This window comes from Raoultibacter phocaeensis (genome assembly GCF_901411515.1).
GTDB classification, from domain to species: Bacteria; Actinomycetota; Coriobacteriia; order Coriobacteriales; family Eggerthellaceae; genus Raoultibacter; species Raoultibacter phocaeensis.
Genome location: NZ_CABDUX010000002.1, coordinates 1232331 through 1255530, shown reverse-complemented (window position 1 = coordinate 1255530; position 23200 = coordinate 1232331). Strand labels below are relative to the sequence as shown.

The 23200-nt window shown below is 58.1% G+C and carries 20 protein-coding genes and 1 pseudogene; 11 read left to right on the top strand and 10 right to left on the bottom strand.

Going from position 1 to position 23200, the window contains the following annotated elements; genetic code table 11:
• Nucleotides 1-96 precede the first annotated feature (96 nt).
• Together FJE54_RS13255 and FJE54_RS13250 are read left to right on the top strand one after the other, a co-directional pair.
• Nucleotides 97-1404, top strand: coding sequence for an MFS transporter (locus FJE54_RS13255; RefSeq protein WP_139653282.1), 1308 nt, complete (start codon nt 97-99; stop codon nt 1402-1404).
• Between the two features lie 313 nt (nt 1405-1717).
• Nucleotides 1718-3043 (top strand): coproporphyrinogen III oxidase family protein, encoded by a 1326-nt coding sequence (locus FJE54_RS13250; protein ID WP_139653281.1) that lies wholly within the window; start codon nt 1718-1720, stop codon nt 3041-3043.
• A gap of 126 nt (nt 3044-3169) precedes the next feature.
• On the opposite strand, the gene FJE54_RS13245 is transcribed toward FJE54_RS13250, so the two are convergent.
• The 3 genes and pseudogenes from FJE54_RS13245 to FJE54_RS13235 all read right to left on the bottom strand — a co-directional run bounded on the left by FJE54_RS13245 (nt 3170) and on the right by FJE54_RS13235 (nt 6273).
• Complete coding sequence (locus FJE54_RS13245; RefSeq protein ID WP_139653280.1) at nt 3170-4132, bottom strand: threonine ammonia-lyase; 963 nt, start codon at nt 4130-4132, stop codon at nt 3170-3172.
• 11 nt (nt 4133-4143) lie between these two features.
• Nucleotides 4144-5157: pseudogene (locus FJE54_RS16345) on the bottom strand (ornithine cyclodeaminase family protein).
• Nucleotides 5158-5517: 360 nt separating this feature from the next.
• Nucleotides 5518-6273 (bottom strand): nitroreductase family protein, encoded by a 756-nt coding sequence (locus FJE54_RS13235; RefSeq protein WP_139653279.1) that lies wholly within the window; start codon nt 6271-6273, stop codon nt 5518-5520.
• A gap of 649 nt (nt 6274-6922) precedes the next feature.
• Between FJE54_RS13235 and FJE54_RS13230 the strand changes: the two genes are divergently transcribed.
• The 4 genes from FJE54_RS13230 to FJE54_RS13215 all read left to right on the top strand — a co-directional run bounded on the left by FJE54_RS13230 (nt 6923) and on the right by FJE54_RS13215 (nt 9330).
• Entirely contained in the window at nt 6923-7915 is a 993-nt protein-coding gene (locus FJE54_RS13230) for a TIGR00341 family protein (protein ID WP_139653278.1), read from the top strand.
• Nucleotides 7916-8105: 190 nt separating this feature from the next.
• Nucleotides 8106-8579 carry a zinc ribbon domain-containing protein gene (locus FJE54_RS13225; protein ID WP_139653277.1) on the top strand — a complete coding sequence of 158 codons (474 nt, stop codon included), beginning with the start codon at nt 8106-8108 and terminating at the stop codon, nt 8577-8579.
• A 171-nt stretch (nt 8580-8750) separates the two neighbouring features.
• Nucleotides 8751-9116 (top strand): DUF3796 domain-containing protein, encoded by a 366-nt coding sequence (locus tag FJE54_RS13220; RefSeq protein ID WP_139653276.1) that lies wholly within the window; start codon nt 8751-8753, stop codon nt 9114-9116.
• Between the two features lie 7 nt (nt 9117-9123).
• A complete protein-coding gene (locus FJE54_RS13215) occupies nt 9124-9330 on the top strand; it encodes a helix-turn-helix transcriptional regulator (RefSeq protein WP_139653275.1) in 207 nt (68 codons plus the stop codon).
• A gap of 128 nt (nt 9331-9458) precedes the next feature.
• On the opposite strand, the gene FJE54_RS13210 is transcribed toward FJE54_RS13215, so the two are convergent.
• Nucleotides 9459-10574 (bottom strand): GGDEF domain-containing protein, encoded by a 1116-nt coding sequence (locus FJE54_RS13210; RefSeq protein ID WP_180326739.1) that lies wholly within the window; start codon nt 10572-10574, stop codon nt 9459-9461.
• An 840-nt stretch (nt 10575-11414) separates the two neighbouring features.
• Between FJE54_RS13210 and FJE54_RS16475 the strand changes: the two genes are divergently transcribed.
• On the top strand, nt 11415-11627 hold the full coding sequence (locus FJE54_RS16475; RefSeq protein ID WP_139653273.1) for a GNAT family N-acetyltransferase: 213 nt from the start codon (nt 11415-11417) through the stop codon (nt 11625-11627).
• A gap of 46 nt (nt 11628-11673) precedes the next feature.
• Here FJE54_RS16475 and FJE54_RS13200 read toward each other — a convergent pair whose 3' ends face one another.
• Nucleotides 11674-13164, bottom strand: coding sequence for a LuxR C-terminal-related transcriptional regulator (locus FJE54_RS13200; protein WP_180326738.1), 1491 nt, complete (start codon nt 13162-13164; stop codon nt 11674-11676).
• Nucleotides 13165-13302: 138 nt separating this feature from the next.
• On the opposite strand from FJE54_RS13200, the gene FJE54_RS13195 reads away from it, so the two are divergent.
• From FJE54_RS13195 to FJE54_RS13185, 3 genes are all read left to right on the top strand, one after another.
• A complete protein-coding gene (locus FJE54_RS13195) occupies nt 13303-15918 on the top strand; it encodes a molybdopterin-dependent oxidoreductase (protein WP_139653271.1) in 2616 nt (871 codons plus the stop codon).
• Nucleotides 15876-16745, top strand: a complete 870-nt coding sequence (locus tag FJE54_RS13190) for a 4Fe-4S dicluster domain-containing protein (RefSeq protein WP_255467433.1) — start codon at nt 15876-15878, stop codon at nt 16743-16745. The genes FJE54_RS13195 and FJE54_RS13190 overlap by 43 nt, the downstream gene beginning before the upstream one ends.
• A gap of 155 nt (nt 16746-16900) precedes the next feature.
• Nucleotides 16901-18334 (top strand): SLC13 family permease, encoded by a 1434-nt coding sequence (locus FJE54_RS13185; RefSeq protein ID WP_139653270.1) that lies wholly within the window; start codon nt 16901-16903, stop codon nt 18332-18334.
• 285 nt (nt 18335-18619) lie between these two features.
• Here FJE54_RS13185 and FJE54_RS13180 read toward each other — a convergent pair whose 3' ends face one another.
• Nucleotides 18620-19654: an IS1595 family transposase gene (locus FJE54_RS13180; RefSeq protein ID WP_139651443.1), complete on the bottom strand. Its 1035-nt coding sequence runs from the start codon at nt 19652-19654 to the stop codon at nt 18620-18622.
• 103 nt (nt 19655-19757) lie between these two features.
• On the opposite strand from FJE54_RS13180, the gene FJE54_RS13175 reads away from it, so the two are divergent.
• Nucleotides 19758-20945, top strand: a complete 1188-nt coding sequence (locus FJE54_RS13175) for an MFS transporter (RefSeq protein WP_139653269.1) — start codon at nt 19758-19760, stop codon at nt 20943-20945.
• Between the two features lie 33 nt (nt 20946-20978).
• Here the strand turns inward: FJE54_RS13175 and FJE54_RS13170 are convergent, their stop codons facing one another.
• The 4 genes from FJE54_RS13170 to FJE54_RS13155 all read right to left on the bottom strand — a co-directional run bounded on the left by FJE54_RS13170 (nt 20979) and on the right by FJE54_RS13155 (nt 23086).
• Nucleotides 20979-21977, bottom strand: coding sequence for an FAD:protein FMN transferase (locus tag FJE54_RS13170; protein WP_139653268.1), 999 nt, complete (start codon nt 21975-21977; stop codon nt 20979-20981).
• A 153-nt stretch (nt 21978-22130) separates the two neighbouring features.
• Nucleotides 22131-22274: a zinc ribbon-containing protein gene (locus FJE54_RS13165; RefSeq protein ID WP_139653267.1), complete on the bottom strand. Its 144-nt coding sequence runs from the start codon at nt 22272-22274 to the stop codon at nt 22131-22133.
• On the bottom strand, nt 22271-22480 hold the full coding sequence (locus FJE54_RS13160) for a hypothetical protein (protein WP_139653266.1): 210 nt from the start codon (nt 22478-22480) through the stop codon (nt 22271-22273). The genes FJE54_RS13165 and FJE54_RS13160 overlap by 4 nt, the downstream gene beginning before the upstream one ends.
• Before the next feature lie 273 nt (nt 22481-22753).
• Nucleotides 22754-23086 carry a transporter gene (locus tag FJE54_RS13155; RefSeq protein ID WP_139653265.1) on the bottom strand — a complete coding sequence of 111 codons (333 nt, stop codon included), beginning with the start codon at nt 23084-23086 and terminating at the stop codon, nt 22754-22756.
• Between the last annotated feature and the right edge of the window lie 114 nt (nt 23087-23200).

Sequence of the window (23200 nt, the reverse complement as noted above, 5' to 3'; positions counted from 1 at the left end):
AGGTGACCTGCCTTAAGGGATGCCGGTCTCGCCGCCATCAAAACATCAGGTTTTATTTCGGCGAAACCTGCATATGAGCTAGCAAGGAGGTTTAGCATGGATGAGGTAAAGAAAAGCAGTCCGTTTTTCGCAAAAGGGTGGTTCATGGTTCTCATCGCCTTTATCGTGGGCGTTGTCACCCAAGGCTTCGGGCTCTATTCTTTCAGTATGTTCAAAGTGCCCATGACCGAGATGCTCGGTGCCGATCCGACGCAGGTGGCGCTCGGATTCTCCATCTTCGCTCTCGTCGTTGGCTTTTTCAGCTTGGTCGTGGGTGATATCGTTGAGAAGATAAAGGTTCGCGGCGCCTTGATTCTGTCGGCTTTTCTTTTTTCGGGCGGTTTTTTCATTCTCGGGTTCATGAACGAACTGTGGATGGTGTACGCAGCCTATGTAGTCATGGGCCTTGGTAGCGCACTTGGCGGCATGATCATTCTTTCCGGAATTCCGTCGAACTGGTTCGTCAAACGCCGCGGCATCGCTATCGGCATCACCTGGTGCGCCACGTTGCCCGGTTCCTATATCACCACGAGCATCATCTCTTCTGCGACAGCGGGCGGCGATTGGCAGCAGGCTGCGATCACGCTCGGCGTAATCGCATTTATCGTACTGTTCGTCTCTGCGTTCATTCTGAGATGGAGGCCACAGGACATCGGACTTCTTCCTGACGGGGTGACCGAGGCGGAAGCCGCTCAGGAAGCGGTCCGGGCAGGGGCTGCCAAGCTCGTGGGGCTCGACCGCAAGTCGGCTTTGAAAACCGCGACGTTCTGGTTGATTGCGCTGTCGTTCGCCCTCATCGGTATAGGCGAGCAGGGCCCGTTGCAGAACTTCCCGACGTTTCTCGTCGGCAACGGCGTCGATCTTGGCACAGCAGGTATGTTTATGACGTTCCTTGCGTTTGCCGGCTGCTGCGGAAAAATTGCCGCAGGTCTTATCGTGGACAAAGTGGGCCCGCGCTGGGCGTACTCCATCATCAATTATCTTGCTGCTATCGCCCTTATCGTGATTATGCTGTGGGGCACCAATCTCGTCGTGTTATTCGTTGCCGGATTTTTCTTTGGTGCGGCTTTGAGCTCTTCTGCCGTTTGCTTCTCTTCTGCGACCACGATGTATCTAGGGCCGAAGAACTTCGCTCAGATCTACGGCCTAGTATTTCTCGGTAAACCCATCTTCGATGCCATCGGCGTTCCCTTGGTGGCGGCCATTTCGGGGAGTGCTCTCGGATGGAACGGCGCATTCATCATCGCTGCGATATTCGTGGTTGCCTCTGCAACGTGCATGCTGTTCGCCAAGAAGAACAAGCAGCTCACGATTATGGAAGAAGAAGCAGCCAAAGAACTTGCCGCTAAAAGTGAGGCAGAGTAAGAACGCAGATAGCCTCGAGCTGGTTATTCGCTGAGGGATAAGCGGGTATTTGCTAGGGGTATCGATTATGGCTTGGAGTGCTCCCGTGCGGATGCTCCAAGCCTTTCTCTTGATCTTAGACAGACTGCATTCCTTTGTTCTTAAAAGCCCGATCATGGCGTAATGGCGAAAAGGGAGCGCTTGCGGGCTTTTCGAATGCGCTCGATATGTCGTCTCTATCGTCTTTTCCTAGCAAATAGGTAAAAAGGAGCCGCGCAGAGCACCGAAAAGCCTTACTATGGGATCGTTTGCTTTTTAGATCCAAGGAGATACCATGCTATCCGAACGTATCCTTACGGGTATTGTCAAAACTATGACGAAACGACAGTTGGCGCTTGCGCCGACCGATGAGGCGATGATGCCGCTTCCGAAGCCGGGACAGAAGTACATGCTGTACATGCACGTGCCGTTCTGCCAGGTTCTGTGCCCGTACTGCAGCTTCAACCGCTATCCGTACCGCAAAGAGGTTGCCGCGCCGTATTTCGCGAGCATGCGCAAAGAGATGCTCATGCTCAAAGATCTGGGTTACGACTTCGAGAGCATCTACATCGGAGGCGGCACGCCCACCATCATGATCGACGAGCTGTGCGAGACCATCGATTTGGCGCGCGACAATTTCAGCATCAAAGAGGTTTCCTCCGAAACCAATCCCAACCATCTTGCCCACCCTTACCTAGAAAAGCTCAAGGGCCGCGTGCAGCGCCTTTCGGTGGGCGTTCAGAGCTTCGACAACGATCTGCTCAAGCAGATGGACCGCTACAAGAAATACGGCAGCGGGGAAGAGATACTCGAGCGCATCGACGAGGCGAAGCCCTACTTCGATTCCCTGAACGTGGATATGATCTTCAATTTTCCCTCGCAGACCGAGGAGATTCTGATCGCCGATCTTGAAAAGATCGTGCAGAGCGGGTGCCGGCAGGTGACGTTCTCGCCTTTGTACGTGTCGTCCGCCACGACGCGCAAGATGGTCGACACGCTCGGTGCTATGGACTACGATCGGGAGCACCGTTTCTACCAGATACTCGACGGCGTGCTTGCGGGCGGCGACAACCCGCTGTTCGAGCGCACGACGCTGTGGACGTTCAACCGTCTCGGTGAAAACGGGGAGGAAGACCATGCGCTCATGGTCGACGAGTACGCGATATCCTACGAGGAGTACCCGGCCATCGGAAGCGGGGCCATTACCCATTTGAACGGGGATCTCTACGTTAACACGTTCAGCATCAGCGAATACAACGAGGCGATAAGAAACGGCCGCATGTCGCTTATGGGCAAGTCGCATATGAGCAAGAAGGATCTTATGCGCTACCGTTTTCTGCTCAGGCTGTACAGTCTGCGGCTGGACAAGCGGGAGTTTAAGGAGGATTTCGGCGTGAGTGTCGAAGCGGGCCTTCCTTTGGAGATGGCTTTCATGCGCATGAACAAAGCGTTTGAAACCGACAACGCCGAGGAGCTCACGCTGACGCCGATCGGGCGCTACCTCACGCTCGTGATGTACCGCCAGTTCCTCAGCGGCATGAACAACCTGCGCGATCAGGCACGCGACGCGCTTTCGGGAACCGAGCGGGAGCTGCTGTTCGGCGACGGGTGCCCAGCGTAGAGCAACAGGTTGCTTCGGCTATCATTTGGCTAACCGAAGCAACTTGCCGTATGCTTGCATAAAGGCTGTGACGTATCGAGCGGCAGGTCGCGATGGCTGCGAGCCTCGCCGCTCGATACGGGTTCGCTAGTATCGATCGAGCAGCTCGGTCAAAAGCTTGCCGTCGATGTTCGCGCCCGAAATCACGAGCGCGATATTCGTGCCGCCGATCGCGTCGGCATGGTCCATCACGGCTGCCACCGTCGTGCAGCTGCCGGCCTCGGCGATATATTTCTCGTCTTTCGCCATGAAGCTGACCGCCTTGGCAACCGTTTCCTCGGATACCGTGAGAAACTCGTCGACGTAATCCTTCGCCATCTCGTAGCTCAGGCGACCTGCACCGCCTACGAGCGCGTCGCAGAGGGACGGCTTCCCCGGGTACTCGGCGTAGAGCACGCCGTCGCGGTACGAATCGATGAGGGCAGGACAGGCCTCGGTCTGCACGCCGACGATGCGGATAGACGGTTTGAGCGCTTTTGCCGCGACGGCGATGCCCGTGATGAGGCCGCCGCCCCCTATGGGCACAATGATGGTGTCGATGTCGGGATTCTGCACAAGGATCTCGATGCCGATCGTGCCCTGGCCGGCGTAGACCAGAGGATCGGTGTCGTACGCGTCGATGTAGGTGAGTCCGTGCTCTTCGATATAGGCCATGCCGAGCGCGTGCGCTTCGTCGTAATCGCCGCCCATGAGAAGCGCCTCGCCGCCGAAGTACTCGATCTTGTCGATCTTGCTTTTCGGCGTCGGTTTCGGCACGATGATCTTGGCGTTCTCGATGTCGAGCAGCGATGCCGCATAGCTGACCGAGCTGCCGTGGTTGCCCGATGAGACGGTGGCTACGCCCCGTGCGCGTTCCTCGTCGGAAAGCGTCGTCATCTTGCTGAGCGCCCCGCGGATCTTGAAGCTTTTCGCGCGCTGGAACGATTCGAGTTTGAAAAAGTAGGAGCGCCCTTTGCCTCCGAGGTAGAACGATTCCTCGAGCGGCGTTTTGCGCACGTACTCCTCAATCCGCTTGTAGGCCTGTTCGACATCTTGATACTGAAAACTCATGATGATCTCCTTTACAGCTGCGCTTCGGTACCGAGCCCGCGTGCTTTTGCGAGTTCGAGGGCCATGTGGGCCGTGGCAATGTCGAGCAGCGCCATGCCGGTTGCATCGAACACGGTTATCTGATCGTCGCTCGTTCTTCCGACTGTCGTACCCGTGATGAGGTCGCCCAACTCGCCATCGATGTCTTCTTCGCTTATGATGCCCTGCTTGAGGGGCAGCTCCATCTCGCCGACCTCTTTGCAGTGCGCGAGGTCATCGGCGAACACGAGCGCATCTTTCATGATGGTCGACTCTATTTCCTGCTTGCCTTCCATGTCGGCTCCGATGCACGAAAAGTGTGTGCCCGGCTGCACCCACGCGCGTTTGACGATGGGCTCGCGGGCGGACGTTACCGTGATTATGATGTCGCTTGCACGAACGGCCGCTTCGAGATCCTCAACGGCTTCGAAGTGCACCCCGGCTGCGTCGACGGCGAACTAATCAGCGAGTCGAGCTACGATGTCTTCGACGAATGCATGCTCTTTTGCGGCGTCCCGGTCGTATATGCGCACGCATTCGAGCGCGGGCATGAGCGTGAGCGTTGCTGCCGCTTGAAACACCGCCTGGTTCCCTGCTCCGATGATGAGCAGGCATTTCGAATCTGTGCGGGCAAGATGCTTCGCTCCAAGGGCGCCTGCGGCACCGGTTCTGATCCCCGTGATGTAGGTGCCGTCTACGACGCCCAGCGGCTTTCCGGTCTGATCGTCGTACACGGCGATCAGACCGAACAAGGCTGGAAGTCCCTTGTCTTCGTTGTTTGCGAACCACGAAACCGTTTTGTGGCCGTACAGGCCGCGGTCTTTCAGATGGCCCGATTTGATGTCCAGGTCGGCCTTACCTTCCTCGAACACGTTGAACACGGTGGGCCACACCTCGGTTTGCCCAACGCTTTTTGCCGCATACACCGATTCGACGGCTTCGATCACGCGGTCCATCGTGATTGCCTGCGCTACGTCTTTCGCGCTCAAGACCCGTATGGTTGTCATGCTGAGCTCCTTTCGTTGCGGTCATACCATTGAAAAAGGGCATCGGATCCTATTCCTACCATCCTGACGGATAGCCCCTAGCGGAATACGATTCGATGCCCTTGTACGCTCTAACCCGGGGGAAAGAGCAAGCATGGTATGAAGTTTCGTAGCATCGTAGCAAGGGGGCGCGGGGTTGTCAACCGATATGAGGAACCGCACGAGGCGGGCAGATGCGTCTGCCGATTTCAGCGAACCTCCAGCGGACCTTCTTTCGCCGTTGCCCGCAACGTACCGCCGAGCACGCTTGCGTGCACCTGTGATCCCTTTGTCTGTCGCAACGCATCGGCTGCCGCCTGCGCAGGTGCCTCTGCCCGTACTTTATTCGATAATCCCGAACGGCAGGTAGCCTTGCTTGTTTGGAAGGCTCGTATCGCGGGTGAAGCTGAAGTTTTTGCCTGCCTCCTTGCACGCTATGGCGTAGTGGCACAGCCCGATTCCCATGTCGATATCGGAAAGCTTGTAGGCAAGCGACAGAGGCGGCTTCAGCTTCTTTTCGTATACGAACACCTTATCGCCGTGCTTTTCGAGGTACCACGGCTGCGTGTTCATGCCCGAAGGCGCCAGATGGACGGCTTGGATGCACGTATCGTCGGGCGCATTCGTGATATCGCCTATCGGTACGCGTTTGAACTGGTCGAGCGTGCGGTGCGCTGATCCCTCGACGTTGCCGAAGGCGAGTACGATGATATCCTGTTTCGTGTCGGTTGTTTCGGTATCCTTCGAAGAGCCGAGCCATACACAACCGATATCCATGGCGTCGAACCAAAGGGCGAGCTGCTCGAACAGAAAGCCGGCAGCTTCCATTTCTCCGGGTGCACCGGTTCCGCTTGCGATCAGATAGTGCGGTGCGTCGACGTGAAAGCGCCCCTTTACCTTCTTGGTGAAGCGCCACGTGAGCGCGACATCGGGATACAGCGGTTCGAATCCGTCGATCGCTCGGGCGATCTCATCGAGCACCTCGGTATCGAGGGGCCTCATGTCGTATTTACGGCAGGACTTGCGTTGGGCGATCGATGGGTACAGATCCATGGCGTCCTCCATGACGATGTTCGGAAGTGCGATGCGCTCTCGCATGCGAGGCCATTGTACAGCAGGCGAGATGGCGGCTGCGTGCGCCTGGTCCCAATCGGCTCCTCATGTCACGGAGCTGTAACTTTGCGAGGGGGGTTGCGCGACATCGCAGCTGTCGAGTCCGTTGTTGCGCAGGGGCTTCTGCCGAAAACGAGCCTTTTGATGAGGTGCGGATATCGCGAGATCATGACTATTTGCGGCAGACGGCGTAGTTTTAGCACGAAATGACGTTTGCGAACGGTTTACACCGCTTTACAAGCTCGCACTATATAGGGAAGAAATAGAGAATACCAGTTCGATGCCATAGACGTACTCTATTATCCCTATAAAAGATCGTTCGTAACCGTCATTTTGTACTGATTTAAACCGTCTTTGAGCAAAAAGTGCAGGTAGTAAAAGAGTCGAAGTCCGGGGAGCGCCTAGGCGGCACATGATGGATGACAGGAGACGGGAACTCAGAATAGTAGGCAAGCAAATGGCCCTCGCGTGGCACCCGGCGGGCGAGATGTACACGAAATACCTCCCGTTCGGTTACGTATCCTTAAGAGCCTCATCTGCAAAGATACAATTGCAGGCGGCGGCTTGATTTGCATAGGCTCAGACAACATCGACGCCCGAGCATGCATTCGGCGAAAGGTGAGAAGGAAAAACGATGGGCAGAATAGCGCGGGTTCTCAAAGGCGGGCATATTAGCGAGGAGAGCATCCTTCAAACGGAACGGAGCACGTTTATCGTAATCGACGAGCCGTTGAAGCAGTACTCGTCGTTTTTCCTCTGCATCGTTTTGTCGGCCATCATCGCGACCGGGGGGATTGCGGCCGAATCGACGGCGATCGTGATCGGCGCCATGCTCATTGCCCCGCTCATGTCGCCCATGATCGGAACCTCGCTCGCCATAACGGAGGGCAAGCCGAAAAAGGCGCTCAAAACACTGCTGATCGCTTTTGCGGGCGCTGCTGTGGTGGTGGGGGTGGCTTTTCTCGTGACGGCGCTCGTTCCCGCCGGCGTGCAGATTACCTCGAACGCGGAAGTGACGTCGCGTACCTCGCCTCGCGCTGTCGATTTGGTTGTTGCTATTGCGTCGGGCTTTGTGGGAGCCATGGCCGTCGCCCGCGACGATATAGCCGATGCGATTCCGGGCGTGGCCATAGCGGTGTCGATCGTACCACCGTTGTGTGTGGTGGGCGCTGCGCTGTACGAAGGCTACATGGGGGCTGCAGCTGGAGCGTTGCTGCTCTTCATCGTTAATTTCTTCGCGATTCAGCTTTCGGGAAACCTCGCGTTTTTCGCCATGGGCTTCGGCAAGCGGCGCTCAAGCGAAACGGGTGCGCGCGTTCGCAAGCTCTGGTATACGACTGCGATCCTCGGCACGCTTCTGCTCGCCGTGCCGCTGCTTGCGACGAGCAACCAGCTCGTGCAGAGCGCATCGGAGGAGCGGGAGGCGAAGGCGGCCGTTCGGGCGTGGCTCGAAGATTCCGATTATCGGCTTCGCGGCATCGATATCGATGACGATGTGCTTACGGTCGAGATTGCGGGCTCGGGCATGCGGCCCTCGGCAGACGCGCTAGCGGCGCAGGTCGACAAGCAGGGTGCGGGCTCGCTTGAAGTGAGCGTGATCGTGATGGAAGAGTACCATTCTGAATAGATCGTCGCTGCACTGCGGGGCGGATGCGGATGCCGGGTGCCGTGAGTACAGCGGCGCAAGGCGTAGGCGGATGGGTCGCCTTTGCGGTGCGGCCGCTCAGCAACAGCGGGTTGCTATCGGGCGGCGATTCCGTTTGCTATAGTGGTGAAACGCTCCTTGCCGCGAAACGAAACGAGAGAAGGTGTTTGCCATGGAAACCAAAGAAGCGCTTGCTGCGGTACGCAAGCAAAACGGACTTACGCAAGACGAGATGGCTGCAAAGCTGTTCGTCACCCGCCAGGCGGTCTCGCGCTGGGAAACGGGGGAGACCACCCCGAACGTCGACACCCTGAAGCTCATGTCCGAACAGTTCGGCGTTTCGATCAATGAGCTTTTGGGCCACGGCGAATCACCCGAGTGCCAAAGCTGCGGAATGACGCTGAAGACCTTCGAGGATTTCGGGACGGAAGCAGACGAGGGTATCAGCACCGAGTACTGCGTCTACTGCTACCACGATGGCGCGTTCTCGACGGAGCGCACGCTCGAAGAAATGGTCGAATCGAACATGAAGCACCTTGCGGAGTACAATCAAGAAATGGGAACGGATTTCTCAGAAGAGGATGCGCGGACCATACTCAAGGCCCATCTGGCTACTTTGAAGAGGTGGCGCCAGCCTGCTCGATGAACTTCGGCTTTGCGAACAGGGAAAGAACGGGGCCGCTGAGGCGCTTGAAACGAGGGACGGGTTTGCGCATGTTATGAGAATCCGAGGTTGACGTGGATGGGGCTTGCTGTCGTTTATGCAATGTGATATATGTATCACATGATATATTTGTCACATGAAAGCGGCGAGGCGATGGAATTCAAAAACAAGAAGTACTACAACCTTGCAGGACTTCTCGGACTGCTCGGGTTGCTGGGCTTTCGGTACTTCGAATCGGGGGATCCGGCTCATCTTTTCTACTTTGCGAATTTCGCGTTCTTCTCCTCGTTTCTTCTCGGCAACATCAACCGCGAGCTTCCCGACGAGCGCTGGTTCAGGAATTCGTATGCTGCGGCACGCTATGCGTTCTTCGTTGCAGCCAGTGCCATCTTCATCATAGGGTTTTCTGCGGCGGCGGGCGGCGCTTCCCGCGAAGTGGTCATATTGGAAGCCGTGGTCGGGTGGAACGCGTCGATTTTTACCTACGCTATCTTGTTCTATCGCTACGAGCGAGCGTAGGGCTGCCATGGGCGAGTTCGCATGCAACCTCAAGAAATATCGGCAGTTAGCCGGACTTTCTCAAGATGAACTGGCCGCGCGGGTGGGGGTGAGGCGCGAAACCATCAATCGGCTCGAAGCGTGCCGCTACAACCCTTCGCTCAAACTCGCCGTCGACATCTCGCGAACCGTGCATGCGCCCATCGAGGCTCTATTCGAATTTCCCGAACCGTAAGGAGCCATTCGACAGGGTATGTTTGGCACTGTGGGTCGTTCTTGAGCGATGTACGGTTCTGCTTGGGCTTTTCGCTCGTCGCGGCATATGTGCGGCAGTTTCCTGCTTTGCAAGCGGCGCGATTGCTTTTAAACGCTCGCGGCAGCGGGGTTTCCGTACACGAAATATTGGTTTCTTCCCTGGTGCTTTGCACGGTACAGGGCCGCGTCGGCATCGGCGATGGCATCTTCGATGTTCGTGCAGTTCTGCGTGCAGAATTTGATGCCGATGCTGCATGTAAGCTCCGGCGCGTTTGGTACGTCGATCGTGCGCACAGCTGCATTGATGGCGCGTGCCTTTGCCGTTGCTTCGCCGACGTTCTCGATGTCCTTCAACACGATCAAGAACTCATCGCCCCCGAAGCGGCACACGATGTCGTTTTTCCGGCAAGTTTCCGTGAGCGCTTTGCCGACCGATTGGAGAATTCTGTCGCCAACCATATGGCCATACGTGTCGTTGATGCTTTTGAACCCGTCGATGTCGATAAAGAAGACGGCGAAGCGCTCGAGGTTGTTCTTCTGGTCGATGTAGGTTTGCGCCGCCGCAAGGCCTGCGGCTTTGTTCATCGCTTCGGTCAGTGCGTCAAACCTGCTCATCTGGTAGTACTTCATTTTGAGGCTGTCGGTTTGGAGCCTGAATTGCGACATGAAAAAAAGGGCGATGATCGCGAACACAACCGCCGTAGCTGCTGTGAAGACCTCGTGATACCAGACCTCGGGAGCTTTGAACGCCACGACGAGCATCCAGAAAGCTCCGACGCTTATGCCGATGATGGCGAGGTGCATGTATGCTGGGAGCAGAAACGCAATCGGCGCGAGCACGAGGAAAAGCGAAAAGTACACCGAAGGAATGTCGGGATGGGGAAACACGCTCAGGATCATGAGGTACGCCATTGCCGTAAGGTAGAACAGTATGGTAGCGGCTGTCGCCTTTCGAGCGCTGACCCGGCCAGACTTGAGTGTGGTATGCGCATAGAGAGCGAAGGCGGCGAGGGGGAGGATGATGAGCCCGTAGAGGGGGGATATGGTGAAATCGGGGAAGAGAAGAGCGGTAAGCGCGTAGTACAGGATAAACAGAGTTCCACACACAAAGCTTCCCAGCCGCACGAATTCGAGATTGCGCACGGCGATCTCGTCACCTTGCTCGCTGAAATACGCTTGGCGGAGTTTCAGAGAATGCGTGAAGCGCGTGACCAGATTATTCATTCGCGATCCCCCATACGCATACATGATCATCTTACTTGCAGTATATCCGCTGCCGCCCCATAAGAACAGACGATCATCCCGTGGGCTTCAGATACGGTTTCAAACAACCGGTCGAACGGTACTCGAGGAAAGGTCTTTCCGTCGGCGAATCCCTGTTTTGAAAAGATGCCGCAGAATGCGCTGTCTGGCATTGGGATGCTTTCCGCCGTTAGAGAATACGACCGATCCCGCCGGGCGCTCTGCGAGATCGCGTCAACATTGGCTTAAAAGCGGCGGAATCCCTCGCAGAGGGTGGGCCCCCATGGCGGTGGAGCCCCCGAAGCCCAATAAGCACCGCCGTGAAGGACTTCGTAACGCATTACCGATACAAGCATATTCCTTGGAAACGATAGCCCCTGCTCACCGGCTTGTCGATTCCCTGACGCATGCGACAGCCTCTCGCTTGCGCGTCCCGTTGGTGCCTTGAAGCCCGCCGAACGCTTCACGGCGGCGGTTTTTGGGCTTTTGAGCGGCTTTCCGCCGCAGAACCGCCGTCGGCGCATACCCACGCCCCTCGCGCCCACCCGTCGATGCGACCCCGAGTGCGCAGGCGAAAGCCGCGCTTCCCGGCGGCTGTCTCCCGTCCGACCCGCGATCCTCGCGGCGCCCCCTTACCCGATGCTTTTCCGACGACCGCGCTGTAGGGCGGGCCCCGCTTCCCGCGTCCCGAAAAGGGTGCCGTTTCGATGTGCGAGTCGCGTCATACAGTGGCCGTTTTGCACGGAAGGGGGTATTCTGAACGTAGATCAAGGTCGAACGCGAAGGGATGCTGCGTCATGGATGGTAAAACGCTGAGAGCGCATGCGGCAAAGGTACGCGAGGCCGGATCCGGGCAGAGCGCGCGGCTATGCGCGAGCGTTGCTCGCGGCAGGTGAAGCGTGGGCCCGCGCAAGGGGATGCACGGAGTTCGGCAGCGATTGCGAACTTGACAACGAAGAGAGCCTCGCCTTTCATTTGGCCTGCGGATTTGCCGAGGCGAACCGCATCATCTGCTTCGCAAAACGAATTGACTGATAGAGTCCCGCCCATTGATCATCGGCGACATTCGCTTATGCGGCTCCTACTGCTCGGTTTTCTCTTCGCGTACTCCGTTATCCACCGCGTCGATCAATAGCTGCTGGGAGTTGATGCCCATCTTCTGGTAGATGCGGTAGATGTGGGTCTTGACCGTCGACGAGCTGATGCAGAGTTTTTCCTGAATGTGCTTCGCGTTGCGGCCCTTCGCAAGCAGGTAGAATATCTCGCCCTCACGCGGCGATAGGTCGTAGTGCTCGATTACATCGTCGCAGCGCTGATAGAAGTGGGAGGGAAGTTTTGCAAGCGATTCCGATTCGGCGGGCGAGCTTTGATCGGTTAGAAGCCCGTTGAGGAATTCCTTGTTCCTGCCATCGTTGCCGTTGTACACCGAGAAAGCGGCAACCACGATTCCCGCCACCCCGACGATGACGAAGTTGAACAGCACGTCGTGTTCGGGAATCGCCGTTCCAAGCACGAACGCCGTGAGCGTTCCCACGAAAAACCCAAGCCAGCGCGGTATCTGCCTCTGCGCGTAGCGATCGACCGGGTGAAGCTGGAACTCGGCGTTTTCGATGCAGGAATTGCCGCGTATCAGAAGCGAGCTGAACGCGAGCGCGATGTTGACGAGGCACCCGCAGAACACCTGCCCCGCCGTATCGAGCAACGGCAAGAGCAGCAGGCCCACCACGATGATCGGCAGCGAAACGCGCTGGATAAAGCTGTTGTCGAGGTCGATCTTCGGCTCGTAGCGTGCGAAGCACAGCGCGGCGAGACTTCCGACGATACCGCTTCCGCCGACGGCGATGGCCGCGGTCGGGCTTATGAAGAACATGGATGCCGTGATGAAGCCGAAGATGATGCCGTGCGCACCGACCGAGATGGAGGCTGCAGGGCTGAGGGCAGGTGCGCGACGGTAATCCTTGACGGGTAGAATGTTTGATTCGGGTAGTCCTCTGAACAAGAAGACGAGCAGCGCAAGCGAAGCTAGCGGTATGAGCGTGATCGCGGTCAAACTGATCGACGCGGGGGAGGACGATGCCGCGATGACGAAGAGAATCGTTCCAAGGCAAGCTCCCCCCGCGATAGCCGAGAGGGTGCGGCGGGTGGGAATGAGGCTTAAGTAGGTGCACCAGATGAGGTCGAGCACGCCGCTTCCGATGCCGAACAGCACCCATGCGATGACCGAAAGAGGCGCGGGGATCGCCAGATACTGGCCGCATGCGGCGTTGACGACGACGGCAAGCGAAAGCACCGTGCTTATCACTGCTGCCTTCACGCGATGGTCGAAAAACCAATCGGCGTTGAGCTTGCAGATGAGGTACGTGAGCACAAGTGCCCCCAGGCTCACAAGCCGGAGAACGAAGGCGTCGGGGATATCGGTGTAGGCGAGCAGCGCCGTTGCCGGACTGAACGCGCCGATGAGATCCCATCCGATGAAACAGCCGAACCCTAATCCAGCAATGAGATAGGTGTTCAAAAGATCAGGCGCGGTCGTTTGCGAGACTGATCCTTGCTGAACAGGCGTTTCTTGCATGTAGAACTCACTTTCAACCTTTTGGTACGACAAGCTTTTCCCATCAAAACCTCTTTTCAACATTACCACCCGACAACGCTTATTGCTAGAAAGATTTACGATTTCGTCCAAGGAGGCAGCAAGGGAAAGTGAGGAGATATGGCAGTAAACGCTAAAGGCACTCCTATCGTGAAAGGGCTCGGCTTCAACAGCTTCGGCATCGGAACCAACGCCTGTTCGGTCGACATCGACGAGGAGAACGACAAGATTCTCCGCATCAGACCGCTGCGCTTCGATGAACATTACACCCCCGAAGATCTCAACGCATGGAAACTTGAAGCGCGCGGTAAGACCTTCGAGCCGGGATTCAAAACGCTTATTTCGCCGTTGTCTTTGTGCTATAAGAAGCGCGTGTACTCCAAGAACCGCATCCCCTATCCGCTGAAGCGCGTCGATTGGGATCCGCATGGCGAGCGCAACCCGCAAAACCGCGGCACGAGCGGCTATGTGCGCATCTCGTGGGACGAAGCGGCGGCCATCACGGCCGAGGAGATCAAGCGAATCCATGACGAGTACGGGCCCGCATCGATCCTCTGCGAACTCGACGGCCACGGCGAGACGAAGTTTGTTCACGCGCCGCACGGCTGCCAGAGCAGGATGTTCGACCTCATCGGATCCTATACGCTGCAAACGCGCCAGCCCGACAGCTGGGAGGGCTGGTACTGGGGGGCCAAGCACATCTGGGGCATGGACCCGCTCGGCCAGCAATCGCTGCTGAACAACGTGATCAAGGATATCGCGGAAAACGGCGATGCGGTGCTGTTCTGGGGTTGCGATGTGGAAACGACGCCGCTCGGATGGGGAGGCTACCTTGCGAGCCGTCTGTGCTTCTGGTTCACCGACCTCGGTATCAAGCAGATCCACATCTCGCCCGACGTGAACTACACCAACGCCGTGCACGCCGATAAATGGATACCCGTAAAGCCCAACACCGATGCGGCCTTCCAGCTGGCCATCGCCTACACGTGGATCACCGAAGAAACGTACGACAAAGAGTACCTCGATACGCATGCAATCGGCTTCGACCACTTCCGCTACTACGTGCTCGGCGGCGAAGACGGCGTGCCGAAGACCCCGAAGTGGGCCGAGAAGATCTGCGGCATCCCGTCGTATACGATCAAGGCGTTCGCCCGCTACTGGGCCAAGCACGCCGTGTCGATCGCGCATTGCAACGGCGGTTCGTTCATCAGGTCGTGCTACGCCCACGAGCCCGCACGCCTCGAAGTGGCGCTTTTAGGCATGCAGGGTGTCGGCAAGCCGGGTGCGAACCAGTTCAAGTTCATCGAGTGGACGCTCTACGGCATGCAGTCGGTCACGCCGCTGCCGCCCTCGACTGAAATTCCCGATTGCAGCCCCGCGTACCGCGGCTGGTACCGCAGCTTTCCCGAGAGCTTCATCCCCAAAACCATGATCCCCGAGGCCATCATGAATCCTCCGGTTTCGTGGTACGGGCACATTGGAGCGGGTTTCCCACGCGAGGACCAGTTCACCGGGCCCTTCACCTTCCCGCTCGAAGGAAACGAGCGCCTGCATATGATCTGGTCGGATACTCCGTGTTGGGAGACGTGCTGGAACGGCGGCAACGAGATGCAGGAAGCGCTGCGCCACGAGTCGATCGAATTCATCATCATCCAGCATCCGTGGATGGAGAACGATTGCAATTTCGCCGATATCATCCTGCCTACGAACACGAAGTTCGAAACCGAGGATATCGGCACCGACTCCGACAACGGCCAGTGGAACCTCGTGTACTTCGAGCGCCAGGCCATCAAACCGCGTCTCGAATCCAAGTCCGATATGGAGGCCGTCGGCGAAGTGGCGAAGGCGCTTGAGAAGTTCGGCGGCATCTACGAGAACCTCTACGACCGCTACATGGGCGGCAAGACCTGCGAAGAGTACATTCAGGCGGGCTTCGAGAACACCGGTGCGGCCAAAAAGATGACGTTCGAGGAGTTCAAAGAGAAGCAGTACTATCCGTTCCCGACCATCGAGGACTGGGAGGACATGCCCGCAGGTTTAAGCGAGTTCTACAACGATCCCGAGGGTCATCCGCTGCAGACGCCATCGGGCAAGCTCGAGTACTACTCGACCACGCTCGCGAGCATGTTCCCCGACGACAAGGAACGCGGCCCGGTTCCGCATTGGATCGACGAGGGTGCGGGCCATCAGGAGCGCCAGTACCTGGAGCGCGGACGCGAGTATCCGTTCCTGCTCGTGTCGAACCACCCGCGGTGGCGCGTACACGCAAACCTCGACGACGTCACCTGGTTCCGAGAGATGGAAGAGTACGTGAAGGTAACCGGACCCGACGGCTACAAGTACGAACCGGTATGGGTGAATCCGATTGATGCGGGCCTGCTCGGTCTCGAATCGGGCGACATCGTGAAGCTGTACAACGAGCGCGGCGCGGTTCTCGGCGGCGTGCGCGTGACCGAGCGCATTATGCCGAGCGTCGTGTACCAAGATCATGGATCGCGCGTTGATTCGGCCGTGCTCGGCCGCGGCGGCCTTGATCGTGGGGGAGCGAACAACCTCATCGCACCGTATGCGACCACTTCGGAGCATGCGTTCGGAGAGGTGACGAGCGGATTCCTCGTCAATGTCGAGAAAGTTGACGTGTTTCAGCTGGCCGAGCAGTACCCCGAAGCCTTCGGGCGGGATTACGATCCCGATTGCGGGCTTGTCGCAACGTCGCGCATCGTGGAAGGAGCGTAATCATGGGCAAGGTATTCGTATACGACCACGCGAAGTGCAACGGCTGCCGCAACTGCCAGATCGCCTGCAAGGACGAGCACGTCGACAACGACTGGGCGCCGTACGCCGCGCCCCAGCCCGACACCGGCCATTTCTGGTGCCGCATCGACGAGGAGGTGCGCGGCAGCGTGCCGAAGGTCAAGGTGTCCTACACCCTGCGCATGTGCAACCACTGCGCGAGCGCGCCCTGCATGGAGGCGGCGCCCGAAGCGGTGTACCGCCGGGAAGACGGCCTCGTGATCGTGGACCCCGGGAAGGCGAAGGGCATGCGCGAGCTCGTGGAGGCCTGCCCCTACGGGGCGATCTTCTACAACGAGGAGCTCGGCCTGCCGCAGAAGTGCACGGGGTGCGCGCACCTCGTGGACGCGGGCGAGCTGCCGCACTGCGTGGACGTCTGCCCCCACGGCGCGATCCGCTTCGGCGACGAGGGGGACTTCGCCGCCGAGATCGCGGCCGCCGAGTGCATCGACCCCGGCCGCGCATCCGACGGACCCCGCGTCTACTACCTCAACAAGCCCAGGCGCTTCGTGGCGGGGATCGCCGTGGACCTCGAGGCCGACGAGGTCGTCTCCGGCGCGAGGGGCACGCTCGAGGGCCTCTCGAGCGGCAGCGTCGCCTCCCTCGAGACCGACGAGTTCGGCGACTTCTGGTTCGACCAGGTGGCCGCCGAGCCCTACCGCGTGTACGTCGAGGCCGACGGCTACCTCACCCGCGCCGTCGAGGCCGACGCGACCGAAAGGGACGTGAACGTCGGGCCCGTCGAGCTGTTCGCGAACCAGATCGGGTGATGCTCGGGCGAATTCGCGGGCGCCGCGGTCTTTCTGCGGTTTGCTCCGATTCGCCCCTGATGGAAAATGCAACGGCGTCCGGTGCCTGCCCGAGCCAGGTGCCGGATGCCTGCAGGGGAAATATGCCGACAAGAGCTTTCTGAGGAGGAAGTGAAATGGCACAAGAAATGGTAACCAAGTTTTTTAGTAAAGAGGGGTTTTTAAACAAACGCGGCATCGGCATCGTGCTTGCAGTGCTCGTTCTCGTTGTGGCGATGTTCGTACCGGCGACGCCTGAGCTCTCCCGCGAGGGCATCATGGCCATCGCGACGCTTCTGTTCGCCGTGTCGTTGTGGGTATGCGGGACGTTTCCTGTCGGTATCACGGGCATCCTCGCGCTCGTGGTTGCGGTCGTGATCGGGGCGGCCACCTATAAGACTGCGTTCGGGGGATTCAGCGCATCGGTCGTGTTCTACGTTATCGCGATCTTTTCGCTCCCGGCCTTGCTGTTGAAGACCGAGTGGGGCGTTCGTTTGGTGAACAAGATATTCAAGTTTACCGGCGAGAGCTCGGAGAAGCTCATCTTGGCGTTCATGATCGGTACTGCGCTCGTTTCGACCATCATGTCCGACGTTCCGGCAGCAGTCCTGTTCATGGGCATCTCCTACGTTGTCCTGCGGGCGGCTAACGCTCAGCCGGGTAAGTCGAACCTCGGCAAGTGCATGATGATCGCCATCCCGATCGGTGCGGTCATCGGCGGTGTCGTCACGCCTGCCGGTAGTTCGTTCAACGTGGTGGCCATGGGTCTCATGCAGGAGCTCACCGGGCAGACCATCAGCTTCTTGAACTGGATCATCGTCGGCCTTCCGATCGCTATCGTCTGCATTCCGCTATGCTGGTTCTCGATCGTGAAGATCCTCAAGCCTGAGCCGATCGACAAGAGCGCGTTCGATACGCTGCGTCAAGCTGCAGCCGATGCGGGTAAGCCCAGTTCGTTCGAAATCCGCGCGCTCATCATGATCCTCGCGCTTCCCATCCTGTGGATCCTCGGCAGCTGGATTCCGATCCTCAACGTGACCACGGTCGCCATCATCGGCCTCGGCATCATGTTCATTCCGGGCATCAACCTGCTCACGTGGGAAGAGTTCTCGGCTCAGGTTCCGTGGAGCATCATCCTTATGGTCGGCTCGGTGCTCTCCATCGGCGGTATCTTCTCGTCGACCGGTGCCGATCAGTTCATCACGAACGTGTTCATGAACAGCGGCGTGACTTCGCTTGACTTCACGCTGTTCTTGCTCGTCACCGTCGTGTTCGTCTACCTGCTCCACACGATCGCGCCGGTTGGTGCTGCCATCATCAGCCTGTTCCTCCCGATCCTCATCGGCATCTGCGTCGGACTCGGCGTGTCTCCCGCCATCCCGACCATGCTGCTTGCCTTCATCGTAGCCGGCAACTTCTTGCTTCCGGTCAACCCCACGCTCATTGTCACGTATGGCGAGGGGTACTACACCTTCGGCGATATGTTCAAGGCAGGCGTTATCCCTGCAGTCATCTTCTGCGTGTGCATGGTGCTCTGGGTTCCGTTCATCGCGGGGGTTCTCGGATTGTAAGGACAGTACCGCATGCGGGTTCACGCCCTATGCGCGTAAGCAGTGGCCCGCATGCGCTTTTCGGGCCACTGCACCGCAGCGCTATGCTGCGCGTCCCGATCAATCGGGAAGTCGGAAACGGATGGTGCCGCTCGGACGCTTTGCCGTTTTCCAACTCGGCGATCGCGACCATTGCCTTGGCGGCTTGGTCGCGATCGCTGCGCTCGGGATAAGATCCGTCAGGACGAAAAGACGAGGAGGCCGTTGTGAACGACGACCGGAAACCGTACCAAAACCATGGCTGTGTTAGACCACTGTTGACATATTCCAGTACTCTCCGAAGGGAAACGGAGTTGAAGGATAGTTCCTTCTGGTCGTCTCGTATGTTCCGCTTATGGCATTTGAGTACAGCACCTCACGACGGTCAGCATCGCTTTTCCTGAATTGCTCAACGTAGCAAAACCAGTCAAGGTAATGTTTAAGGCGCCTTGTGGAAACACCTTTGAACGGGAATAGGAAATCCCTCAAGCGTGAATGGAGAGCATTGACCATGTTGATCTTATACCCCTTACCCGATGATGTGCAATAACGCCTATGCCCCGCACCGATCGATGCCAAGGCTTTGGGGTAAGCTGCATCCCAGTCACTTGATACGATGGCCCCTTTTTCGACCTTGCCCTTTAGGAGCGCCTCGATATCTTCGATGCTCGATTTGCCCCGACAGCACACCTCGCAGAAGCAGTCTCCCCGGTCACTGATGCCGGTTAAGATGCTGATCCTTTCCCTGGACGACCCCGAAACATGTATGGCGTTCCCCCGCTTATGGGGTTTTCTCGGTAGCGAAACAGACCCTGATCTGGTCCAGTTCCCCGAGAGATTCTCATTGACTATGGTTTCATCGATCTGGCAGGTTGACCCTTTCCCGACACGAAAAGGCATGAGTCTTTTCGCCATCACCTCACAAAGGCGGTGGCGCATGAACCAGGCGGTGGAAAGGCAGGTATTGCAACGCTTGGCAGACTCCCGAAGACTCAATGCATCCACCATGCATGCGGCAAAGCTCATCCACGCCCCTCCGCTGAGCTTCGAGTTTGCCAGCAGTCCTTTGGTCGCACCGGAAAAGGTCCGCGCACAGCCGCCGCAAAGCCATCGTTGTTCTCTTGAGCGGCCATGGCCCTTCTTGGTGAAGCGCGCACAGCCGCAGTGCGGACAAACGGAAGGTCCGTTGCCTTCAGAGCTAACGATCAGCTCTTCGGCAATGGCTTCTTTTAGGTGGGCGAGCATCTCGATTTTCTCAGCGCGGGTTAGCTGGGGCAAAAGTTGGTGTAGAATCTCAAGCATAGGCTCTTCTCCTTACTGGTCGTCTGATAACTTTCAGTATAGTTGGAGAGCCTTTTTGGTACAAGTGTTCTTGTCAACAGTGGTCTAACACAGCCAAAACCATGTGCTTGTTGCCATTGTGATCGTGCTGGTGGGTATAGCGATTGCTCTGGGCCAGTTCAAAGTTCCGTCCATCATGCCGGCGATCATGGATGAGTTTTCGATGGATGTGGGGTCGGCGTCGTGGCTTATGTCCATCTTCACCTTTGCAGGCATCTTTCTAGCGCTTCCTACCGGTGCTCTTGCGCGGAGATTCGGTCCGAAGAACATGATGCTCGCCGCCGTGGCCGTTATCGCTGTCGGCACTGTGGTCGGTGCTTTCGCAACCAGCGGCAGCATGCTCATCGTCTCTCGGGCCATCGAAGGCGTTGCGCTCGTGTTCTGCGGGGTAGCTGCTCCGCTTGCCATCCAACGCTATATCGCGCCCGATAAGATAGGGTTCGCGATGGGTGTCTGGGCGTTGTGGTTCTCGCTCGGATCGTTCTTCGGAGGCGTGGTTACTCCCGCTCTTTTCGAGACGCTCGGCTTTCGAGGCGTGTGGTTTTTCATGGCGGGCGTTGCCGTTGCTGCGGGACTCGCACTGTTTTTCTTGGTCAGGCCGACGACGGGCACGTTTTTCGAAGCGGTTGCCCAGGCGAGCTCGCTGAAAGGCTCCACAGACAAGCCCGACTATCGCATTCTTGCCAAGCCGAATGTGTTGCTCGTGCTTGGGAGTTTCCTCATGTTCAACATGGTGCTTCTCTCCATGCTGTCATTCTCGCCGACATTTCTCCAAAGTCAGGGAATGGATGCTAGCCAGGCTGGGTTCGCAAGTACGCTGCCCATGCTTATCGCCATCGTGAGCTCGCCGGCGTTCGGCATGCTTGCCGACAAAACGGGCAAGGTGCGATTGCTTTCCGTTGTCGCCATGCTTGCGATGGGGCCGTGCGCTTGCGCGCTTCTTACTACCACAGGGCCTATCATGTGGATCGCGGCGGTTGTCATGGGTCTGGTAGGTCTTGGGGCGCCAACGATGTTTCTGACCCTGTACCCGCGCGCGGTCGGCAACGAAGCCGTGATGCCGGTGGCTATGGGTCTGCTCATTTTGGTGCAAAGCCTCGGTCAGTTCCTCGGTACGGCGCTCATGCCGCTCGTGCTTTCGGCCGGTTGGCTTGCCATGGGGTTGACCGTTATGGTACTCGGCTTCATCGGTGCTGCGCTGCTTGCATTCGTCAAGACTGATGCACGAGCTGGCGGACACGATAATCTTTAGCGCAGGCACACGTGCCCTTGCGCTGAGGCGGGCTTACAGGCGCATGAACCCCTCAAGTCCGCTCGACTGGAGGATGGTGCCGTCATCGAGCACGAGCAGCGCTTCGATGCCCGGAAGCTCCTCGACAAACGCGAGCGCCCGCTTGGAGCCCAGGGCGAACACGGTTGTCGAGTAGCCGTCTCCGTCGACCGAGCGTTCGGAGACGATGGATGCGCCTGCGATGTCGGTTTTTACGGGCATGCCCGATTTCGGGTCGAGAATGTGGTGGTAGCGTACGCCGTCCTTCGTGAAGCACCGCTCGTACAGGCCGCTTGTGACGACCGAGCCTGAACCGATCGGCACCGCTCCGATGAGCGAAGACGGCTCAGCAGGATTGCGGATGCCGATAGTCCACGGGCTGCCTGCAGGCTTCGTGCCGAACGTCACGACGTTGCCGCCGAGGTTGACGATGGCATTCGAGAATCCTTCTTCGGCAAGCAGGCGGTGGAGATCGTCGGCGATGAACCCCTTGGCCGTCCCGCCGACATCGAGCGACGCTTGGCTATCGGATAGGCGAGCCCAGAAGCCTTCGCGGTCTTCGCCAAGCGATAGTGCGCGCCAATCCACATGAGCAAGCGCTCGGGCAAGCTCGTCGGGGGCGGGAACCACCCCGTTCGCGAAATCCCAGAGTTTGCACACCGCTCCCATGGTGATGTCGAACACGCCGCCGCTTGCTTCGCAGTAGGCGAGGCTCGTCTTGAGCACCTCGTACGTTTCGGGGGCGATGCGCACCGTTTCACCTGCAGAGGCATTGATATGCGCGATGTCGCTGTGCGCGAGATGGCGCGAAAGCAGACGCTCGAACGTGCGGCACCGCTCGACTGCTTTCTCGAATCCGGCATGCACGGTGGTTTCGGACAGGGTGCCTGGGTATGTCTGCACGAGGATTTCGGTATTGAACGCGAAGAAGCTCAAGGACCACGCGCCCTTGGCATCGGGCCCCGTCACCGATATCGAATCTTTGAGCGGTATGTCTGAAAGCTGCTGTTGCATGATGGGTCGATCATACCACGGCGTGCACCGAGCCGGAGCGAGGATGCATCAAGGCAAAAAATGAGGGCGCTTCTGGGGGAAGAAGCGCCCTAGCTAGAAGTGCCGCGGCGGTGGGTGGGGGATGGGGTCGCGGCGGAGTCGGTTGGGTAAAGGTCAGTCGACCTTGGTGAATTCGGTGTGCATGCAGGCGGGGCAGGCTGGCAGGGCCTCATCATCGTGGTACAGATGGACGAGAAAGCCGCATTTGGCGCAACGGTACGTGCCCTTGCCGGGTTTATCGCCGGTGCTGTACGTCATGCTTCCTCCGTTCGGCCCTGAAAAGCCCATTCGTGGTACTTGCGCAGTTTGTAATCCGTCACCGCGTCGATGACGGTGTAAAGGTACGTGTGTATGTCGTTTCCTTCGCGCTGCTCTTCGATTGCGTTGTCGAGTATGATGTCCTCGACTTCTGCCTTGCTTTCGTCGCTTGCGAGGATTCGCAAGAACTCGTTGAAATCCTTCATACCGCATCACCTCGTTTTCGAATCAGATCATACCAGCTCTGAGCCCGAATTCGTTTTCGGGAAGGAAACGGGGGCGATACGGTTAGGTGAACTGTGCAGCGCGCAACGGGTTCAGTACGTGGCGGTCGGAAACAGCAATGCCATGCGGCTCGGATCTGTAGATGCCGGTACAGCTCGCGTATGAGCGGACCGTTTGCGTCAGTGCTGCTTGCATGTCAGCAGAAAGCCGTCTGCGAGCTCGCGTATGAGCGGAAAGCTGTCTGCGATCGCGTGCTATTTTTTTCGGAGGAACTCGAAGAAGGCGAAGCTGATCGAGATGATGGTGAGAACCGATACGATGAGCTGCGACATGCCGGTTGCGTACTCGACCTGGGCGGGGTCCACCGCGCCGAGCACGAGGTAGTAGACGCACCACACAAGGCCGAGGGCGAGCATGAAGAACGTGAGGTATTTGGCGGCGTTCGACGCTTTTTTCTGGATACGCGCGGTTTTCTCTATCTGCTTCTCGGTATAGGCAGGCCGCCGGGAGATTTTCACGATACCGCCCGAAAAGCCGATCATGAGTCCGACGGACAGGGCGATGCAGATGTTGTAAACGATATTCATGGACGCCTTTCGCATTCAAGCACGTGAGAACAGGATAACAGGGAACAAGGCGTTTGGAAGCGGGATGCAGAAAAAGGACGGGCGTTAAGCCCGTCCTGTGCGACGCGGATATGT

Coding starts and splice junctions, on each gene's coding strand:
- FJE54_RS13160 (WP_139653266.1), bottom strand. CDS start 22,480: ATGAAGGATTTCAACGAGTTCTTGCGAATCCTCGCAAGCGACGAAAGC.
- FJE54_RS13245 (WP_139653280.1), bottom strand. CDS start 4,132: ATGAGTTTTCAGTATCAAGATGTCGAACAGGCCTACAAGCGGATTGAG.
- FJE54_RS13155 (WP_139653265.1), bottom strand. CDS start 23,086: ATGAATATCGTTTACAACATCTGCATCGCCCTGTCCGTCGGACTCATG.
- FJE54_RS13170 (WP_139653268.1), bottom strand. CDS start 21,977: ATGCAACAGCAGCTTTCAGACATACCGCTCAAAGATTCGATATCGGTG.
- FJE54_RS13215 (WP_139653275.1), top strand. CDS start 9,124: ATGGGCGAGTTCGCATGCAACCTCAAGAAATATCGGCAGTTAGCCGGA.
- FJE54_RS13235 (WP_139653279.1), bottom strand. CDS start 6,273: ATGCGAGAGCGCATCGCACTTCCGAACATCGTCATGGAGGACGCCATG.
- FJE54_RS13165 (WP_139653267.1), bottom strand. CDS start 22,274: ATGACGTACAGCACCGGCGATAAACCCGGCAAGGGCACGTACCGTTGC.
- FJE54_RS13195 (WP_139653271.1), top strand. CDS start 13,303: ATGGCAGTAAACGCTAAAGGCACTCCTATCGTGAAAGGGCTCGGCTTC.
- FJE54_RS13255 (WP_139653282.1), top strand. CDS start 97: ATGGATGAGGTAAAGAAAAGCAGTCCGTTTTTCGCAAAAGGGTGGTTC.
- FJE54_RS13220 (WP_139653276.1), top strand. CDS start 8,751: ATGGAATTCAAAAACAAGAAGTACTACAACCTTGCAGGACTTCTCGGA.
- FJE54_RS16475 (WP_139653273.1), top strand. CDS start 11,415: ATGCGGCAAAGGTACGCGAGGCCGGATCCGGGCAGAGCGCGCGGCTAT.
- FJE54_RS13210 (WP_180326739.1), bottom strand. CDS start 10,574: ATGAATAATCTGGTCACGCGCTTCACGCATTCTCTGAAACTCCGCCAA.
- FJE54_RS13250 (WP_139653281.1), top strand. CDS start 1,718: ATGCTATCCGAACGTATCCTTACGGGTATTGTCAAAACTATGACGAAA.
- FJE54_RS13230 (WP_139653278.1), top strand. CDS start 6,923: ATGGGCAGAATAGCGCGGGTTCTCAAAGGCGGGCATATTAGCGAGGAG.
- FJE54_RS13180 (WP_139651443.1), bottom strand. CDS start 19,654: ATGCTTGAGATTCTACACCAACTTTTGCCCCAGCTAACCCGCGCTGAG.
- FJE54_RS13200 (WP_180326738.1), bottom strand. CDS start 13,164: ATGCAAGAAACGCCTGTTCAGCAAGGATCAGTCTCGCAAACGACCGCG.
- FJE54_RS13225 (WP_139653277.1), top strand. CDS start 8,106: ATGGAAACCAAAGAAGCGCTTGCTGCGGTACGCAAGCAAAACGGACTT.
- FJE54_RS13185 (WP_139653270.1), top strand. CDS start 16,901: ATGGCACAAGAAATGGTAACCAAGTTTTTTAGTAAAGAGGGGTTTTTA.